Source organism: Candidatus Filomicrobium marinum (assembly GCF_000981545.1).
Taxonomy (GTDB): Bacteria; Pseudomonadota; Alphaproteobacteria; order Rhizobiales; family Hyphomicrobiaceae; genus Filomicrobium; species Filomicrobium insigne.
The window spans coordinates 3638526-3654726 of record NZ_LN829119.1; the positions used below are offsets into that span (position 1 = coordinate 3638526).

Annotated in this window: 17 protein-coding genes; 6 read left to right on the top strand and 11 right to left on the bottom strand. The window is 57.8% G+C overall.

Annotated elements, in window-relative coordinates; all coding sequences use genetic code 11:
• Window positions 1-126 precede the first annotated feature (126 nt).
• Together YBN1229_RS16985 and YBN1229_RS16990 are read right to left on the bottom strand one after the other, a co-directional pair.
• A complete protein-coding gene (locus tag YBN1229_RS16985; RefSeq protein ID WP_052744048.1) occupies window positions 127-990 on the bottom strand; it encodes a mechanosensitive ion channel family protein in 864 nt (287 codons plus the stop codon).
• Window positions 991-1068: 78 nt separating this feature from the next.
• Window positions 1069-1248, bottom strand: a complete 180-nt coding sequence (locus tag YBN1229_RS16990; protein ID WP_046479384.1) for a hypothetical protein — start codon at window positions 1246-1248, stop codon at window positions 1069-1071.
• Window positions 1249-1368: 120 nt separating this feature from the next.
• On the opposite strand from YBN1229_RS16990, the gene YBN1229_RS16995 reads away from it, so the two are divergent.
• From YBN1229_RS16995 to YBN1229_RS17005, 3 genes are all read left to right on the top strand, one after another.
• On the top strand, window positions 1369-1725 hold the full coding sequence (locus YBN1229_RS16995; protein ID WP_046479385.1) for a YbaN family protein: 357 nt from the start codon (window positions 1369-1371) through the stop codon (window positions 1723-1725).
• Between the two features lie 219 nt (window positions 1726-1944).
• Window positions 1945-3465: an aldehyde dehydrogenase gene (gene adh, locus YBN1229_RS17000; protein WP_046479386.1), complete on the top strand. Its 1521-nt coding sequence runs from the start codon at window positions 1945-1947 to the stop codon at window positions 3463-3465.
• A gap of 157 nt (window positions 3466-3622) precedes the next feature.
• Window positions 3623-3997, top strand: coding sequence for a DUF779 domain-containing protein (locus tag YBN1229_RS17005; RefSeq protein ID WP_046479387.1), 375 nt, complete (start codon window positions 3623-3625; stop codon window positions 3995-3997).
• 93 nt (window positions 3998-4090) lie between these two features.
• Here the strand turns inward: YBN1229_RS17005 and YBN1229_RS17010 are convergent, their stop codons facing one another.
• Both YBN1229_RS17010 and YBN1229_RS17015 read right to left on the bottom strand, forming a co-directional pair.
• Entirely contained in the window at window positions 4091-5356 is a 1266-nt protein-coding gene (locus YBN1229_RS17010; RefSeq protein WP_052744049.1) for a multidrug effflux MFS transporter, read from the bottom strand.
• Window positions 5357-5625: 269 nt separating this feature from the next.
• Window positions 5626-6552, bottom strand: coding sequence for an alpha/beta hydrolase family protein (locus YBN1229_RS17015; protein WP_046479388.1), 927 nt, complete (start codon window positions 6550-6552; stop codon window positions 5626-5628).
• Window positions 6553-6642: 90 nt separating this feature from the next.
• Here YBN1229_RS17015 and YBN1229_RS17020 point away from each other — a divergent pair, with 90 nt between their 5' ends.
• Window positions 6643-7236: a TetR/AcrR family transcriptional regulator gene (locus YBN1229_RS17020; protein ID WP_046479389.1), complete on the top strand. Its 594-nt coding sequence runs from the start codon at window positions 6643-6645 to the stop codon at window positions 7234-7236.
• A gap of 5 nt (window positions 7237-7241) precedes the next feature.
• Here the strand turns inward: YBN1229_RS17020 and YBN1229_RS17025 are convergent, their stop codons facing one another.
• The 4 genes from YBN1229_RS17025 to YBN1229_RS17040 form a co-directional block, all read right to left on the bottom strand.
• On the bottom strand, window positions 7242-8213 hold the full coding sequence (locus tag YBN1229_RS17025) for a DMT family transporter (RefSeq protein WP_082101193.1): 972 nt from the start codon (window positions 8211-8213) through the stop codon (window positions 7242-7244).
• An 88-nt stretch (window positions 8214-8301) separates the two neighbouring features.
• The gene (locus YBN1229_RS17030; RefSeq protein ID WP_046479390.1) at window positions 8302-8811 is read right to left on the bottom strand and encodes a hypothetical protein; all 510 of its coding nucleotides are present in this window, start codon (window positions 8809-8811) and stop codon (window positions 8302-8304) included.
• Window positions 8812-8864: 53 nt separating this feature from the next.
• Window positions 8865-9344 carry a TspO/MBR family protein gene (locus YBN1229_RS17035; RefSeq protein WP_046479391.1) on the bottom strand — a complete coding sequence of 160 codons (480 nt, stop codon included), beginning with the start codon at window positions 9342-9344 and terminating at the stop codon, window positions 8865-8867.
• 181 nt (window positions 9345-9525) lie between these two features.
• Window positions 9526-10089 carry an NADPH-dependent FMN reductase gene (locus YBN1229_RS17040; protein ID WP_046479392.1) on the bottom strand — a complete coding sequence of 188 codons (564 nt, stop codon included), beginning with the start codon at window positions 10087-10089 and terminating at the stop codon, window positions 9526-9528.
• A gap of 128 nt (window positions 10090-10217) precedes the next feature.
• On the opposite strand from YBN1229_RS17040, the gene YBN1229_RS17045 reads away from it, so the two are divergent.
• On the top strand, window positions 10218-11141 hold the full coding sequence (locus tag YBN1229_RS17045) for a LysR family transcriptional regulator (RefSeq protein ID WP_244464955.1): 924 nt from the start codon (window positions 10218-10220) through the stop codon (window positions 11139-11141).
• Window positions 11142-11185: 44 nt separating this feature from the next.
• Here the strand turns inward: YBN1229_RS17045 and YBN1229_RS17050 are convergent, their stop codons facing one another.
• On the bottom strand, window positions 11186-11737 hold the full coding sequence (locus YBN1229_RS17050; protein WP_046479393.1) for a BPSL1445 family SYLF domain-containing lipoprotein: 552 nt from the start codon (window positions 11735-11737) through the stop codon (window positions 11186-11188).
• Between the two features lie 165 nt (window positions 11738-11902).
• Here YBN1229_RS17050 and YBN1229_RS17055 point away from each other — a divergent pair, with 165 nt between their 5' ends.
• A complete protein-coding gene (locus tag YBN1229_RS17055; RefSeq protein ID WP_046479394.1) occupies window positions 11903-12970 on the top strand; it encodes a hypothetical protein in 1068 nt (355 codons plus the stop codon).
• Window positions 12971-13064: 94 nt separating this feature from the next.
• Here the strand turns inward: YBN1229_RS17055 and YBN1229_RS17060 are convergent, their stop codons facing one another.
• The gene (locus YBN1229_RS17060; protein ID WP_046479395.1) at window positions 13065-13691 is read right to left on the bottom strand and encodes a thioredoxin family protein; all 627 of its coding nucleotides are present in this window, start codon (window positions 13689-13691) and stop codon (window positions 13065-13067) included.
• Between the two features lie 16 nt (window positions 13692-13707).
• Window positions 13708-15882 carry a protein-disulfide reductase DsbD family protein gene (locus YBN1229_RS17065; RefSeq protein WP_046479396.1) on the bottom strand — a complete coding sequence of 725 codons (2175 nt, stop codon included), beginning with the start codon at window positions 15880-15882 and terminating at the stop codon, window positions 13708-13710.
• Window positions 15883-16201 lie beyond the last annotated feature (319 nt).

The following is a 16201-nucleotide window of genomic DNA, read 5'->3' on the forward strand; positions in this document are numbered from 1 at the left end:
GAGCCGGCTTCTGAGATAACTGTATCAAATAGCTAGAGTTGCGTCATCCTGCCGCATGTCCGAATAGTGGACAATCTGGCGGCAGGACGCAGTTTCCGCTGTCAGATTGTTTGTATGGACGGCAATTTAAGCGGAAGGTGGGTTCTCTGGCGGTGCACTGTTGTAAATGTGGATATCCCGTTGCGGGAATGGGATGCTGAGGCCTGCATTTTCGAGGGCGCGCTTGCCTTCCTCGTTCAGCGCGCGAACGGTGGGCCAGTAGTCCGTATTTTGGACCCACGCCCGCAGTGAGAGTTCAACAGCGCTGTCGCCGAGCGTGGAGACGAAGACGATCGGAGCGGGGTCAGCGTGGATGCGGGCATCAGCTTCCGCCAGCGCCAACAACGTCGCCTTTCCGGTTTCAATGTCGTCGTCATAGGCGATGCCATACTTCACCTGGACCATGCGTGTCGGCAGGCGGCTATAGTTGATGAGCTGCTTATTCCATAGCTGAGAATTGGGGACGAACTGATAGACGCCATCCCAGGAATGAAGTTCGGACGCGAACAGGCCGACTTCCTTGACGGTGCCGGCGACATCGCCGGCGTCAATGTAGTCGCCGGTGCGGAAGGGGCGCAGCCAAAGCAGCATCATGCCTGCGGCGATATTCGATAACGTGCCTTGGAGGGCGAGGCCGATGGCCAGGCCCGCAGCACCGAGGGCGGCGAGGATGCTCGTTGTCTGGATGCCGAGTTGGCCGAGCACGGCGATGAAGAAGATGACGACGATGGTGTAGCGCACGAGCGAGGTGAGCACGCCTTTGAGCGTTGGGTCGAAGCGACGCTCGCGGTCGGCGATGCGCCCGACGGTGCGTGCAGCCCATCCTGCGAACCAGAGGCCGAACAGCATCAACGCGAGAGCGGCGAGCAGATTTGGCAAAGCCTGGGCGGCCCAGGCAATCAGGGCTTCGAGAAAGGTTGTCGCTTCGGCGAGTGTATCTTGGGGCGGCATGGGAAACCTCCTTCTTGTTCGGTCGTGCTCGTCCGTCCAGGGAACGCGATGGGGTTTTCCGTTCTAAGGCGCAGTGCTTCAGAACGCGATCTGTGATCCGACAGCAATCGATTGGAAGTTCTTAAGGCCGGGTGTGGCTATGACATAGCCGGCAGCGTCGACCACATCGAAGTCGCAGTCATCGTGACGGGTCGTCAATGTAAAGCTGGGAGCGCTGATGTCTACCGGCGCAAAGGTGTTGCTGGTGGAGATCCGCAATTCTGCGTCTGTTGGACCAGTTCTTTTGCGTAGGGTTGTCCACGTGCCGCAGCCTTTTAGGATCGGTTTGTCGTATACTTTGCGGAGTTGTGGCCATGAGATGCGGCGGAAGCGATTGACATGAAACGGGTCGGCTTTTTGGCGCTTGGCTATTTTTTCGTCGGGCTTGGGTTTGTCGGGGCGTTTTTGCCTGTGCTGCCGACGGTGCCTTTCCTCATTTTGGCGGTGGCGTGCTTTGCCCGTTCGTCACCGCGGCTTGAGATGCGGCTGATGACGCATCCTCGTTTTGGTCCGCCTCTGATGCGCTGGCGTGAGCGGGGCGCCATTCCGCGGCGGACGAAAATTGTGGCCTGCAGCTGTATGGCTGCGAGTTATGCGGTGTTTTGGTTTGGCGCTCGACCGAGCCCGTTGATCGCCGGGCTGGTGGCGGCGCTGATGTTGACGGGTGCGGTTTATGTTGTTTCGCGTCCGGAGTAAGATCACGAAAAGCGAAAGCTGCGGATCCAGAAATTATAAATGGGACGCCTTGTCCAACATCTCGACACCCTCAGAGGCGCTCTCCGAAAAGTGTCGTACTTTTGGGCAATTTCATTCTTGCCTAACCCAATATAGCCCATAGATTGTACTTTATCGGATCGGACTAGGCGCCCCGAGAAGGTGAGCTGGGCGGTCCTATATTCCCAAGGAGATAAGCCAATGATCGAGAAAACTCTCGCTGAACTCGGCCAACAAGTGCGCATTCGCCCGCGGTACGATAACTTCATTGGCGGACAATGGGTTGCTCCTGTCGAGGGGCAATATTTCACCAATCTGACACCTGTTAGCGGCAAGCCTCTGTGCGAGGTTGCCCGGTCAACAGCTGCTGATATCGAATTGGCACTCGATGCTGCCCACAAGGCGAAAGATGCATGGGGGAAGACTTCGCCAGCAGAGCGCTCAGCTGTTCTTCTGAAAATTGCCGATCGTATCGAAGCCAATCTCAAGCTGATCGCCACGGTTGAGACGCTGGATAACGGTAAGCCGATCCGCGAAACCATGGCGGCAGACATTCCGCTTGGTATTGATCACTTCCGTTATTTCGCAGCGGCGATCCGTATGCAGGAAGGTTCGATTTCCGAAATCGATCACGACACCGTTGCGTATCATTTCCATGAGCCGCTCGGAGTTGTCGGTCAGATCATTCCGTGGAACTTCCCGATCCTCATGGCCATCTGGAAGCTTGCGCCAGCATTGGCTGCCGGCAACTGCGTCGTGCTTAAGCCAGCTGAACAGACTCCGATGGGTATCATGGTTCTCATGGACATCATCGGCGATCTTATCCCGCCGGGCGTCGTGAACGTGGTCAACGGCTTTGGTGTGGAAGCCGGTAAGCCGCTGGCGCAGAACAAGCGCATTTCCAAGGTGGCGTTTACAGGTGAGACGACGACGGGCCGTCTCATCATGCAGTATGCAAGTGAAAACATTATCCCGGTCACGTTGGAACTCGGCGGCAAATCTCCGAACATATTCTTCGCAGATGTCGCTGACGCCGATGATGACTTTTTCGATAAAGCGCTTGAAGGCTTCACGATGTTCGCCCTCAATCAAGGCGAGGTTTGCACGTGTCCGTCACGCGCGCTTGTTCATGAAAGCATCTATGACCGCTTTATCGAGCGGGCAATTGCACGTGTTGAAAAGATCCAGACTGGCCACCCGCTCGAGGCTAGCACCATGATTGGCGCGCAGGCTTCGAACGATCAGCTGGAGAAGATCCTTGCCTACATCCAGATCGGTAAGGATGAGGGCGCGAAGGTCCTCACCGGTGGCGGACGCAATGAGCTCGATGGCGAATTGGCCTCAGGGTACTACGTCAAGCCTACGGTCCTCGAAGGACACAACAAGATGCGTGTGTTCCAAGAGGAGATTTTCGGACCGGTCCTCGCCGTGACGAAGTTCAAGGATGACGAAGAAGCGCTCTCGATCGCCAATGACACCCTCTATGGTCTTGGCGCCGGCATATGGACCCGGAACGGAACGCGTGCGTATCGGTTTGGGCGTGCGATCCAGGCTGGTCGCGTGTGGACCAACTGCTATCACCTGTATCCGGCGCACGCAGCGTTCGGCGGCTACAAGCAGTCGGGCATCGGGCGCGAGAACCATAAGATGATGCTGGATCACTATCAGCAAACCAAAAACATGCTGGTCAGCTACAGTCCGAAGGCCCTTGGCTTCTTCTGAGGCCGTTGAGGAGGGATTCCGGAAGAGCCCGGGAGCTTTCCTCCACCGGGCATGAGCTACTTCCGGTGATATTGCCGCGGCGCTGGCGCAAACACCTGACGCCGCGGCATTTTTGCAAGTGCAGGGATGTATGACGAGATCCTTATGAGGTGCGATCATGACAGAGCGTGTAAGTGCGATGCCTGAGGCTCTGGAACTCATTGCCTCTCTAAAAAGTCGTCACGGACCGTTGATTTTTCATCAATCCGGTGGCTGCTGTGATGGGAGTTCGCCGATGTGTTTCCCTGCCGGCGATTTTCGCGTCGGCGGCCAGGATGTTTTGCTCGGAGAGATTGGTGGCGTTCCATTTTATATGAGCCGTTCCCAGTTCGAGTACTGGCAGCACACACACTTGATTATCGATGTTGTCCCGGGCCGTGGTAGCGGCTTTTCGCTGGAGGCGCCGGAAGGGGTCCGGTTTCTGACTCGCAGCCGCGTGTTCACGGATGACGAGTTCGCGTCGCTGGCTCCGGTAACCGTTGCGGGTGAGTAGCCGACGACGCTTTCAGAGAGCACGCATCATATTTTCGTAGAGGCGCCCTCCTTTGGGAGGGCGCCTCTATGCATTTAAGGGAAATGTGCGCCGTTAGTTGGGTCGATTGCGCCCGAACAATCCGGCTGGGCCCTCGGCCCAGAGCACAATCAGGAACGCGATCAGACTGCACCCGGCAAAGCCCAGGCTCAGGGGCAGAACGGAGCCGTCGAACGCGTGACCGATAAGGCCGCCGGCAACAGCGCCAATCGAAGTGCTGAGCGAACCGACGACGGATGAAGCCATTCCGGCATTGTGTCCCTGATTTTCCATCGCCAATGCGTTGAAGTTTGGTGCAACGAGGCCGAACAGAAAGAACGTCGTGGCTATGAGGATGACGAACACCGGGAGCGTGGCGACGCCGAGTTCCGATGCCACGGCTAAACACAGTGATGCGATGAGAAAGCCCACCAAGGCTATGTGGGAAACGCAGCGCATGCCGAGGCGCCCCACGAGACGTGCGTTCGTGAACGATGCGATTGCTATGGTTGAGGCTACCGCTCCGAACAGGAGCGGAAACATTGTGCCCATGTGAAAGACGTCGACGAAGAGCTGTTGCGCGCTGGCGATGTATGACACAAGACATCCGAACATGAAGCCAATCGCGATGCCATAGGCGGCGGTCTGCGGATCCAGAATGGCCATTTTGAATGATTGGCCAAGCGCCAGAGGCTCCTCGCTACCGCGTGCGCTGGCCGCTGTTTCTGGCAATCGCCAACCGGCCCAGACAGTCAGGCCCAGGCCGATGGCTAGCAAAGCGTAAAACGTCCAGTACCAGTCGCCGATGTGAATAAGGCCCTGGCCGATCGATGGCGCGAACACCGGGATGATAATGAACACCATCATGGTGAACGACATGACGCGTGCCATCTGGCGGCCGCTGTAAAGATCGCGGACGATGGCCATGGCAATAACGCGTGGCGAGGCTGCTCCGAGGCCCTGCACAATCCGGGCGGCAAGGAGCCAGTAAAATGATTGTGAGACCAGGGCTGCGACCGTACCGGCGACAAATATACCGAGGCCTGCCAGCAGGACCGGGCGTCGTCCAAATCGGTCGGAGAGAGGGCCATAGATCAGCTGTCCAGCTGCGAAACCCGCCATATACAAAATGACGACGAGCTGGCGATCGTTCTGGTTATCAACGCCGAGCGCGGAGCCGATCTCTGGCAGTGCCGGCAGCATGATATCGATCGACAATGCTGTTAGCGCCATCAAGGCAGCCGTGAGCCCGACGAATTCAACGAATGACAGCGGGATTGAAAGCGCTGGAAGATCCGGCCGTGCAGTGACGATATCTTCGGCCTGTTCGAATTTATTCATGGTGCGTCCTTGGACGGAATCCTGTCTGCCTGCGTAGCGGTGACATACATTCCGGATTGGGAGCGGGATGTGACGTCCCTAAGATGAACCCAACGGGAAATTCTTCACTGGCCGTTGGGATGGCCATATTTCCGGTTGAGAGAATGGTGTGAGCGCTGCCCGGCTGCTTGTTCCGGTTCCCCTACTATATGCCCCGTGGGGTGCAAAGTTCCGACGGGAATGCCTTTAGCCAAAAACTGTGACAGAACCGCAGTTTTCGGGGGGCTACCTCAGCCTTCACAATGTTGTGCAAGATGATTGTGTGGCCAGGGATTCGTGCCCTGACGCAGCCAATTCAGGGTATCGCGCCAGAAGCCGGACGCGTGCCTATCATGAAACAAATCGAAGTGGCCGATTGTTTCAAAGCCGACGTCCTGTGGGGAAAGCAGTACCTGGCTACGGCGTGCGTTGGGATAGTAGGATAGCGCGCGTCGGATACCGGTCACGGTTGCCAGTTCGTCATCGCTCATTGTTACTGCCAAAGTCGGTGCCGAGACAGAGGCGAAGCGCTCGAGGATCGCTTTTCTCTCTCTTCGCGGATAGCTCAGTTCCATGCGTGCGGGGCGAAAGCTCCACTCATTGGCGACACCGGCGGGAAGGTCTTCGAGCCAACCGAGCCTTTTGCCTGGGAAGTAGCCGATGAGCGCTGTTATCGCTGGCATGGCGACATGCCATTTCAGAAAGAGGCGCGCGCGATACGCTGGGGCGTAGTCCCACCAGTACGCATATTGCGCGCCGACGGTAAGGATACGGTCAATAGCAGGCGCATTCTCAGCAAAGCCCAGGAGAAAGCCACCGATACTATGCCCGACAACGAGTAAGGGGAGAGAGGGTGTGCGTGCTTTGGCGAAACGCAGGACTGCGTCGAAGTCCAATTCTCCCCAGTCGCGCCAGCGGTAGCCACAGCCACGTAGATGCTTGGGGCGGGAGAGGCCGATCCCGCGATAGTCGTAGGTGATAACGTCAAAGCCGTGTTCCGCCAGGAAGGTCGCGTAGCGATGATAATAACGTGCTGCGACGCCTGTGGCGGGATTTACGATGACTGTGCCTGCGAGTTGCTCCTGTGATGTTTCCCAAAGATGGCCATGGAGCGTTACGTCGTCACGGCAGACAATCGAGATCTTTTGCGCTTCCAGTGCCACCCCTATCTTCGTCATCTCAGCGTCTCTCGCGTGCCTATTGCGTCGGGAGACGATCCTTGATGAAAAGCCGATGATTTTACACTCACTAGTTAGTATACAAAGCGCATGGGACCGACGACGCCTTCAACGCGCGAGCGCATCATCGCAGCAGCCTCAAAACTCTTTTACAGTGAGGGGGTGAGGGCTGTTAGCGTTGATGCCGTGGCGGACAAAGCGGGCGTGACGAAGCGGACGCTCTATTATCATTTCAAAAGCAAAGATGATCTGGTTGCGGCATATCTAGAGGGGCGCGATCAACCCAACCTTGCTCTATTTCGACGCTGGTTTAGCGAAGCGGAAGGGAGCGTTGCGGACAAGGTGCGGAGTATTTTCCATCACCTCGCGGTGTCAGCGCGCCATCCCAAATGGAAGGGATGTGGCTTCCTGCGGACGTCCGCTGAATTGGCCAACATGCCGGGGCATCCGGCGATAAAGGTCGGTGCGGCCCATAAGAAGCGGTTTGAGGGTTGGCTGAGTGAGATGTTTGAAAGTGAAGGCATCGCCTCAGCCGAACCCTTAGCACGCCAAGTTGTCTTGCTGATGGACGGGGCGTTTGCGGCTGGGCTCCTACATCGGGATGCGTCCTATATGGAGACGGCCGGAGACGCGGCCTTCGCATTGGTCAACGCGGCGGTGCCGACGAAGAGGCGACGGCGCTAGTCCTTTCAGGGCCCGCGCACTGGCGTGTCTGGGCGATCTCTGTTGATCAGCCAGAGTGCGACGCATATGAGGAAGCCGCCTGTTGCTTGCAGCACTGACAATGTCGTTCCCAGTATGATGAAGGATAAGATCACTGCGAAAAGCGGTGTGAGGAAAAGGTACCCGCTCGTTCGCGTCGCGCCGCCTTTGCGCAAGGCCACGAACCACAGGCCGAACGATCCGGTGGTGGCTGGGATCGCGAGCCAAAAGAACCAGGCCCATTGTTCGAATGATACGTTCTCCGGCCAGTGCTCGCCAGATGCGTAGGCGATAACGAGGAGTCCCAGAGAGCCGACCAATAGTTGCCAGAAACTCATCGCCCAGCCGCCAAAAGGTAATTTTGCGCGCTTATTGATGATTGTCGCCGCGGCCCAGCAGAATGCAGAGCATAATCCGAAAATTTCGCCGAGGATCGTGTCGGGGTGGAGTGAAAGCTCGGGGCCTACCCCGATGGCAAAGACGATCCCGATTAAGCCGAGCACCAATCCAATGGTGCGCCATTTGTGGAGTGTCTCGTCCAGAAACACGATGCCCAGCATTGCGACCCAGATGGGGTTTGTGAAAAGCATGATAGCGCTGGCCGACGCTGAGATGTACTGCATGGACAGGAACAAGAAGCCCATGACACCTGTCGTCTGAAGGAGGCCGATGAGTATCATCAGGGCTGCGTCGCGTAAGCCAAGCTGTGGCGGGGCGAGCGCTTGGCCATAGGGCCCGTCGAACCGGACGAGCGGTGCTGCGGCTATGGCTGCAACAAAGCAACGCCATCCCACCAGCACCAATGGACTGAAGCCGTCTTGCAGAAGGATTTTTCCTGAGATGAAGCTTGAGCCCATGAGGAACGTCGACGCGAGCAGCGTAATCAGGAAGATGTTCTGTTCGGAAATGATTGGCTCGGACGTGCGCGTTGTGTCTTCCTGACGGTGGCAGGTGCTCATGTTCCGTGTCCGACGTTTTTTTGATTGTTTCGTGCGAGCTTAGATCCACCGACCTTTGCCTGTCGCCGGGCAAAGTCGCGTTTCCTCGTCAGAACTTTCGGCTGTCATAGGCCCAGTGGAGGAGGGCTTGCCGTTGCCTTCGTCTACAGAAGATATCGCCCGGCTCGCAATTGCGGCGGATCTGGGCGATGTGGCGCCTCATTGCTTTCCAGCGGCCGATTTGACGCTGATCCTCATCCTCAATACGGCGACCCTGATAGTAGCGGCAGTACCATTGAAACCACCCGCGCGGGTCATCGGGGTGGATCCAGCCTTTCTTGCGCCAGACCGAAAGTGGTTGGCTTGCGTCAACGCCAAAGTAGTTAAGGGATGGGTCGCTGCCTTTGGGTGAGAGCTTGGCATTCGTGAACCAGCTTTTGGGGAATTCAGCTCGCGTATCGGTCATGTACTTTCCGCCGAATACACCCAGTTCCAACATGCCCTTGGGCGTGAGGTCGGGTTCGAACTCGGGGGCGAAATCCTGGCCCGCTGGAGCTGTGAGTTCGTAGCGATAGCCCTGCTGCATGGTGTCGTTCACTTCGATGATCTTGCGCTTCATTGAGCCTTCCTGCGGTTCGCTCCAACCATTCAAGCTGCGACCGGTCGCGCCGACTAATTGAGGCGATATATTTCCCAATTCAGCAGGGCCGCAAATGTAGCCCATCCGATGTAGGGCACCAGGAGCAGTGCGGCGAGGCGGTCCACCTTCCAGAAAGCCGCCGTGGTGCCGATGATCAGTACGAGTAACAAGAGGATAACGACGAAGCCGCCCGCAGGGTTCTGACCTTCAAAAAAGACCCAGGACCACAAGGCATTTACGGAAATCTGCAGACCAAACCAGATGATTGCCGCCGCACGGCCGGGCGCGTGTGATTGCAGCACGCGGAAGAAGGCGTAGGCCATCAAGACGTATAGCGTGGTCCAGGCCGGCCCGAACACCCAGTTGGGCGGTGTGAAGGCGGGCTTTTCCAGTCCGGCGTACCATGTCGGAATGTTCGGGATGGTCGCGAGGTTGCCAAGGATGCCGGCGGCCAGAACGGGGGCGATTGCGATCAGCACATTGCGTACCGTTCTCATTACAGAACCATCCATCGCGTTTCTTCTCACCCGCGGCTTGATCCGAACTCGCACATGAGAACTATTGCTAGTGCAGAGACAAGCGGAGCACCAGTCATCATGCGCATACCTCCATTTGCAAAATGCAAAGCGGCCGACGGTTTTGAACCGCCAGCCGCTGCGCTGGGCAGTGGGGAGAAACGCGGTGTGCCTGTGTTTAAGCCGCTTTTCGGGCCGGTTGGGCGCTCTCGGTGATCAGGTCGTTCACGCCAGCAATGAGGAAGTCGAGGCTGGCTGTATCGGCCAGACGGCCGTTTTGCAATTTGTTGTGAACTTCGGCGATAACCGTCTGAGGACGCACTATAAGTCTTGCTCCGATGGCCAGAAGCGTCTCGTTGAGCTGGGCCTGAGCGCGTACGCCGCCGGTGAATGCGGGAGAGGATGAGAAGGTCAAGACGGGTTTGCCGATTAACGCGGCTTTTCCGTAGGGACGGGACGCCCAGTCGAGCGCGTTTTTCAGTACGCCGGGGATGCCATAGTTGAACTCAGGCGTTGCGATGACGACGCCGTCGGCTTCCGCAATGGCGTCGCGCAATGCTGCGACGCCCGGGATTGCCGGGGCGATGTCGAGATCCTGATTATACAGCGGGACTTCATTTAGCCGGAACACATCGAAATCGGTGCGGTCCGCGATGACTTGCTTGATGGATTCAAGGATTTGGGTGTTGAAGGAGTCCCGGCGGAGGCTGCCGGAGATGCCAAGAAGCTTAGGACGATGCATAGCCGTTCTCCTGGTTCTTTATCTGGCTCCGGTCTCGGTGGCCGGGGGCATGCGTCCTATTTATTGCTTTCAGGCATTCTAAAAAATGGGTAGACGTTCGAACGTCTCTATCTACTAAGTTGATAGTTATGAACGGTCAGGCTCTGGAATATGTCCGTCTTTTCGTGGCGGTGGTCGACAACGGTGGCTTTGCTCCCGCAGCTCGCAAGCTGGATCGCGCGCAATCCGTCGTGACGTATGGGGTCCAGAAGCTGGAAGAGCAGCTTGGCCTCGATCTGTTCGACCGGTCAGGTTATCGGCCGGTCCTTACGCTGGCGGGACAAGCGTTGTTGCCGCGGGCGCGGCGATTGCTTGAAGAGACGAATGCGTTCGATGTGATGGCCCGCGGCATTGCTGGTGGGCTTGAAGCGGAAGTGGCGCTGGTTGTGGACCCGCTATTTCCGATGGCGCCTCTCGTTATGCAGCTACGCGATTTCGAGCAGCTCTATCCTTCGGTGCAGGCGCGCGTATTCGTTGAGTCCCTGGGTGCGGCGACCAGCATGGTGTTGGAGGGTCAGGTCGATCTTGGGTTGCTGATTTATTTGGATGCGCGGGCGTTGGAACTGGAACAGTCGCACCTCGTGCCGATTGAGCTGCTGCTCGTTGCGGCGCCGTCTCATCCGCTGGCTCAGATCGCGGCACCGATCCCATTAGAACGTGCGCGGGAGGAGCTGCAATTGGTGCTTAGTGACCGCTCTGATTTCAGTCGCGGTGTCGATCGTGGGGTGCTGTCCACGCGTACGTGGCGGCTGTCGGATCTAGGCGCCAAGCACGCTTTGCTGCGCGCTGGGCTCGGTTGGGGAAGCATGCCCCGCCACATGGTGCAGGACGATCTGGATCGCGGAAATCTCGTCCAGTTGCCCCTCGACTATTGGGAGGGCGACGGATCGCTGCCGCGCGTGCCGACAGTCGCGGCGCATCGCAAGGATCGCGCCTTGGGGCCGGCGGCACGCTGGCTGTTGGAACGGCTTAAACGGCAGGTGCCCCAGTGCGCGGAGGCGGGGCACATCTAGGGGGCGTGCTTCTTCCCGAAGCACACAAGCCAGTGCCTTCTCGATCAGCGTGAGATGCGCGTGATCTTCGAGCCTTCGAGGGTGAGGTTATACATCAGCCCCTTGGGATCGACGACAAAGCCAACGACGGGGCTTGTGATCTTGTTGGTGTCGATGGAGCCGCCGACGCCGACCGTGATGATGGCGACGGAGCCGTCCACGCCCACTTTCCAGCCGGCCGTTCTTCTGAACTGATCGAGCGCGGATTCGGTCATGAACATGATGATCACCGCGCGCTCCTGGATGCCAAGCTGGAAGCCCACGGAGGCCGAGAGCGTGTTGTAGTAATCGACCGTGCGTCCGCCGATCAAAAGCGCGCCTTCGCCATATTCGCCGCCGAAGCCGAAGCCGGCTTTGACCACGGACGGGAAGACGAGAATGCCGACGGACTTGTTGGCGAGATCGCGCGCGCCTCTCACCTGATAGAAGAACTTATCGAGCGTGGCATGTACGCCTGCATCGATTTCAGGGCCAGAGGCGGCCTTGCTGGCAGGTGCCGATTGAATGATGGCGGCGAACGAAAACAGGGCCAGACAGACGGCCTTCCACGACGACATTGATGGTTCTCTCTCTCCAAAGGGTTCCCCAGCGGAGACTATTGAACGCGATTCGTGGCGGAATTCTGAGGGGTAGGGCGGGGAGGTGTGGAAGTGGGACAATATGATCGTTTCGAATAGCTTATCTGGTCAGTGAATAGCTATAGGCTACTAAGGAGGCTAGTAATGAATTTGAGTTGCTGGCGGTTGACTGAGTTTAATCTGAGCGGACAGATTGAGCTTCAGGGGAAGCATGGTCTTGTCCGGATACGCCGTAGCGACGACGGCGCCGTTGTGCTCGTAGAAAGCGATGAGCTGACAGCATCGACCCTGGGCGAGTCTAAGCCTGCAACATTCGCCGTATCGGATGCAATTCTCGGATTTGTACTGGATATTGGGATTGCGAGGGAGAAAGCGCTCACGCGTTACGATGGCTATTACTGGGGCGAGGCCGTTCGGCCAGTGCAATCCTCTCGAGCGATAAGTCAGAGCGATTTCGACGCAGATACTTTCGCGTGGATCGTGGACACAATAAACTTGGCATTTCAGTCAAAGAGTAAAAGCGAAGCTATAAAGGCTATCCGCTGCCAGCATCTAATGGATACTTATAATAATGGAAGACTGATGTATCCGAACTATTGCTCGGAAACGTACGTGTCCATGCTGAGAATAATAGAGGCTGCTGGTGCCGACAATTCATCCCCTAGATCTCGCGGGAGGACGCGGTTAGAGTTTGCGATGAAAGCGGCGCAAATATCTGGACAGATTAATCAGGAAGTTGTCAGTGCTATCGATGCGATGCCTGTCTTTAAGCCTAGAACAGACAAAGCGCGCGCGAAGTTTGCTGCGGTGCTCGCTAAGCAGGATGGAGATGTTGCTGCAGCTCTCTCTTCTTTTGATGATTCTACGCAGGTTGCTTTTGTGTGTTTTTTAAGTGCGTACGTTTATCGTAACAAGTTTATGCATATAGGCTTTCCAATCCCTGATTCTGTGAAAGAGGCGTTCGGGTATGTTGGGCCCGGTGCGCTTTATCTTCCTCTTTCAACAGGGCTGGCATGGCGACGTACTTTTAATCATGGTGCTTTGTTCGAGAATGATTTTATTGAGCTACATGAAATGATTGAACCGAAAGACTTGAGTGATTTTCGAGATACTTTCGCCTACGTATTGCCGACTTGGTATTTCCTCAGAACGTTTGCTCGAGAGGCTATTTTGCAGCAGCTTGAAATTTTATCAGGATCGCCACGCCCCTAGAGGAAGGCAAGATTGCTTTATCAGAGTGGGACGGGCCAGAGCATCATGCTCCGGCCCACGATTGTTTCCTGTCTCACGCTAAATCGCGTCGGGGTCAGGATGTTTTGTATTTGATCGAGCAGCCGTAAGCGCGGGTGACGGCGGGGTCGACCGGTTTACCGGCGGCAATCTGCTCCAGCGCTTCGCGGACATAGTTCCGCGCGCCTTCGATGTCGGACTGGTTCGCTGTCGGTTTGTCGTCGATCGCACCTTTGTAGGCGAGATTGCCGTCCGGCGTGATGATGTACATGTGTGGCGTGGTCTGGGCGCCGTACGCGCGGCCGATTGTGCCTTCTTCGTCGATTAGAACGGCGGATGGAGCCGCATCACGCTTTTGCATCAGGGCATCGTGCTCGGCCGGTGGGAGATTGCCCTGTGTGCCGGGGGCGGACGAGACGATGGTGAGCCAAACGATGCCGTCCGCTGTGGTGTCCTTCTGCAGCTTTTGCATGTTGCCGCTGCCGTAGTGCTTCTGGACGTAAGGGCAGCCGTCGTTGGACCATTCCAGGATAACGGTCTTGCCGCGCAGCTCCTTAAGCGTGTGGGTTTTGCCATGGGTGTCGACGCCGGTGAAGTCGGGTGCGGGCTTGCCAACCTCAGGTGCGGCTGCGGCGCTGGCGGCTCCGAGTACGAAGGCCAAGCACGCGGCGGCGGCGACCTTAGCTGTCGTGCGGAATGTCATGGTCTCAGTCCTCCTCTTAACGATTGGAAGCTTGTGCGAGGTTTAGTTCGGCGAAGTGGCGCACCACAATCGCCTCGGTCAAAAGCTGGGGAAGCACGATGGCTTCTTTTTGCGGGTCCGCGGGGTAGAGCAGGTAGAGCGGAACGCCCGCGCGTCCGTAAGCCTTCAGCACGCGGGAAATGCGCTCATCCTGATTGGTCCAATCGCCTTTCAAGTAGGCGACGTTGTGATCGGTCAGCGCCTTGCGGAAGCCGTCTGTACGCAAGGCGACCTGCTCGTTGACCTTGCAGGAGATGCACCACGCGGCGGTGAAATTGACGAAGACCGGGCGGCCCGAAGCACGAAGCTCGGCGACGCGTTCTTCGGAGAAGGGCTCGCCGGCGGTGATGTCGCCTTTGTCGGCTGAGGTGGTGGGGACCTCAGCGCTCGTGATCCAGGGAACCGTGAAGACAAGAGCAGCACCGACGACGGCGACTGCCAAAGCGCCCCTGAGAGCCGGTTGGCCTGTGCGGTTCCCCAGCAGCCATGCAGCGAAGCCGACGGCGATCAACGTGACGCCCGCGCTAAGGACGCCATCACTGCCGGCCTGTAGCGAAAGCACCCAAACGAGCCAGACAACCGTGGCATAGAGCGGGAAAGCCAGGACTTGCTTGAACGTGTCCATCCAGGGGCCGGGCTTCGGAATAATGCGACGGGCGGCTGGAGATAACGAAATCAGGAGAATAGGGAGCGCGAAGCCGACACCCATGGCCTGGAGAACGAGCGCCATGTCGAGGGCGGGCCGCGTCAGCGCGTAGCCGATCGCGGCGCCCATGAACGGCGCGGTGCAGGGTGTTGCCGCGACGGTCGCTAGCACACCGGTAAAGAAGGAGCCTGTCAGACCCGATTTGCGGGTCAATCCTTCCCCAAGGCCGACAGCGCCGCCGCCGATGTCAAAGACGCCGGAGAGCGACAGGCCGAGCGCCAGGAATAGAGCGGCCATGGCGAGTACGAAGACCGGCGACTGGAACTGGAAGCCCCAGCCGAAGGCGAGGCCGGCGCTGCGCAGGGCAACAAGCACGCCAGTAAGTATAGCAAAACTTGCGAGAACGCCGGCGAGATAGGCGAGCCCCGATCGTCTGGCTTCGCTTCCGCCGCTTCCACTGTGTTTGGCGAGGGACAGCGTTTTAAGCGAAAGGATCGGGAGCACGCACGGCATCAGGTTCAAGATAATCCCGCCCAGGAGCGCGAAGAGCATTGCTTGCCAGATGGTGATTTGTGTGCCGGTGTTGTCGCCCTCTCCGGACGGGGTGCCGATGGCTTGCAAGGGTGTGGCTGCGTCCGTTGCGGCGATATCCTGAGTTCCGGTTGGTTTCGCGCTTATGGTGAAGCCGTGCCGAGCCTGCTGCGTGTTACCGATCTGTTCGGTCAGAACCAAAACGCCGTTTAGTTCTTTTATGCCGTTGCTGGCGAGTTCCCCCGACTTCAAGCTGAGGGTGACGCCGTCGTCCGTCCAGGAGACTTTCTGAGCGCCGGCATGATCAACCAGGCCCCAGGTATCGGGGAAGAATTCAACTTTCGTGACGCGATTGGGATCGAGTTCGGGGGCGGCGACTTTCAGGGTGACAGTGTCAGAGGATTGCTCGACCGTGGCAGGCCAATCGGCCGGTGTCGGGATGCTGCGTTCGGTCTCTGCGAAATGGTCGGCGTGCTCGCTTGGGGTTGGCGGTTCGCCTGCTGAGGCGACGGGGAGGATCAGTTTGAGTTCCGCCGATTCAGGGATGCAGATCTGCTCGCAAACCAGCCAATTGGCTTTCGCGGTCAGCTCAACGGACTGGGTGTCGAGCGTTTCGGGCGGTGTAATGGTGACGGGGAGCAGGACGGTGTCGGAGTAGCCGTAATTCACCAACGGTCCGACAGGGATGGCGTCGGGAACAGGCCAACGAATCTCAGACGCTTTAAAGCCATCCGGCAGAGACCATTCAATGCGTGTGGGCTCGCCCGAGTCACCGGGATTCTTCCAATAGGTGTGCCAGTGTGGCGTAATGCGCTGGCTCAGGCCGACGGTGAAGGGAACTCCGGGCTGGATATGATCTACCGCCGAAATGAGATCGGCTTGAACTTTAGGCTGTTGGGCGACGGCGAGGTTGGGCCCTATTAGCGCAACGATAGTCGCCCAGAGGATCGTAGTGGCAGTGTACCGAATTGCCATTCTTTGTCTCGGCCCCTCTCACATCGCTTTTGCAGCGCAAGGACTATCCGTGTGCTTTGAACGATGCCGCTGCACACGTTCCGTCGTCCCGCCATATGGTTGGCTGGTGGACGCTTTGCAAAGCCAATAGTGGTTGCCTCAACTAATAGTGTTTGTCGGTGATGTGGGCGGTTAGAACAGCTTTTTTTCCGCTGGGTGTTCCGCCTGCATCCTCGGTGCAATGATGTTTGTGACTTCGTAGGGCTGACATCCGAAGGTGTTTCTGACGCAAGGGGCCGCAACGGTCGGCGTCGGGCCACGTTCGCAAAGTGGGGGTGGG

What these genes read in the sequence shown, in the direction of transcription:
- YBN1229_RS17015 (WP_046479388.1), bottom strand. Translation starts at nt 6,552, where the DNA reads ATGACGAAGATAGGGGTGGCACTGGAAGCGCAAAAGATCTCGATTGTC.
- YBN1229_RS17050 (WP_046479393.1), bottom strand. Translation starts at nt 11,737, where the DNA reads ATGTCGTCGTGGAAGGCCGTCTGTCTGGCCCTGTTTTCGTTCGCCGCC.
- YBN1229_RS17005 (WP_046479387.1), top strand. Translation starts at nt 3,623, where the DNA reads ATGACAGAGCGTGTAAGTGCGATGCCTGAGGCTCTGGAACTCATTGCC.
- YBN1229_RS17010 (WP_052744049.1), bottom strand. Translation starts at nt 5,356, where the DNA reads ATGAATAAATTCGAACAGGCCGAAGATATCGTCACTGCACGGCCGGAT.
- YBN1229_RS16985 (WP_052744048.1), bottom strand. Translation starts at nt 990, where the DNA reads ATGCCGCCCCAAGATACACTCGCCGAAGCGACAACCTTTCTCGAAGCC.
- YBN1229_RS17055 (WP_046479394.1), top strand. Translation starts at nt 11,903, where the DNA reads ATGAATTTGAGTTGCTGGCGGTTGACTGAGTTTAATCTGAGCGGACAG.
- YBN1229_RS17065 (WP_046479396.1), bottom strand. Translation starts at nt 15,882, where the DNA reads ATGGCAATTCGGTACACTGCCACTACGATCCTCTGGGCGACTATCGTT.
- YBN1229_RS17035 (WP_046479391.1), bottom strand. Translation starts at nt 9,344, where the DNA reads ATGGATGGTTCTGTAATGAGAACGGTACGCAATGTGCTGATCGCAATC.
- YBN1229_RS17025 (WP_082101193.1), bottom strand. Translation starts at nt 8,213, where the DNA reads ATGAGCACCTGCCACCGTCAGGAAGACACAACGCGCACGTCCGAGCCA.
- YBN1229_RS17030 (WP_046479390.1), bottom strand. Translation starts at nt 8,811, where the DNA reads ATGAAGCGCAAGATCATCGAAGTGAACGACACCATGCAGCAGGGCTAT.
- YBN1229_RS17060 (WP_046479395.1), bottom strand. Translation starts at nt 13,691, where the DNA reads ATGACATTCCGCACGACAGCTAAGGTCGCCGCCGCCGCGTGCTTGGCC.
- YBN1229_RS17040 (WP_046479392.1), bottom strand. Translation starts at nt 10,089, where the DNA reads ATGCATCGTCCTAAGCTTCTTGGCATCTCCGGCAGCCTCCGCCGGGAC.
- YBN1229_RS16995 (WP_046479385.1), top strand. Translation starts at nt 1,369, where the DNA reads ATGAAACGGGTCGGCTTTTTGGCGCTTGGCTATTTTTTCGTCGGGCTT.
- adh (WP_046479386.1), top strand. Translation starts at nt 1,945, where the DNA reads ATGATCGAGAAAACTCTCGCTGAACTCGGCCAACAAGTGCGCATTCGC.
- YBN1229_RS17020 (WP_046479389.1), top strand. Translation starts at nt 6,643, where the DNA reads ATGGGACCGACGACGCCTTCAACGCGCGAGCGCATCATCGCAGCAGCC.
- YBN1229_RS17045 (WP_244464955.1), top strand. Translation starts at nt 10,218, where the DNA reads ATGAACGGTCAGGCTCTGGAATATGTCCGTCTTTTCGTGGCGGTGGTC.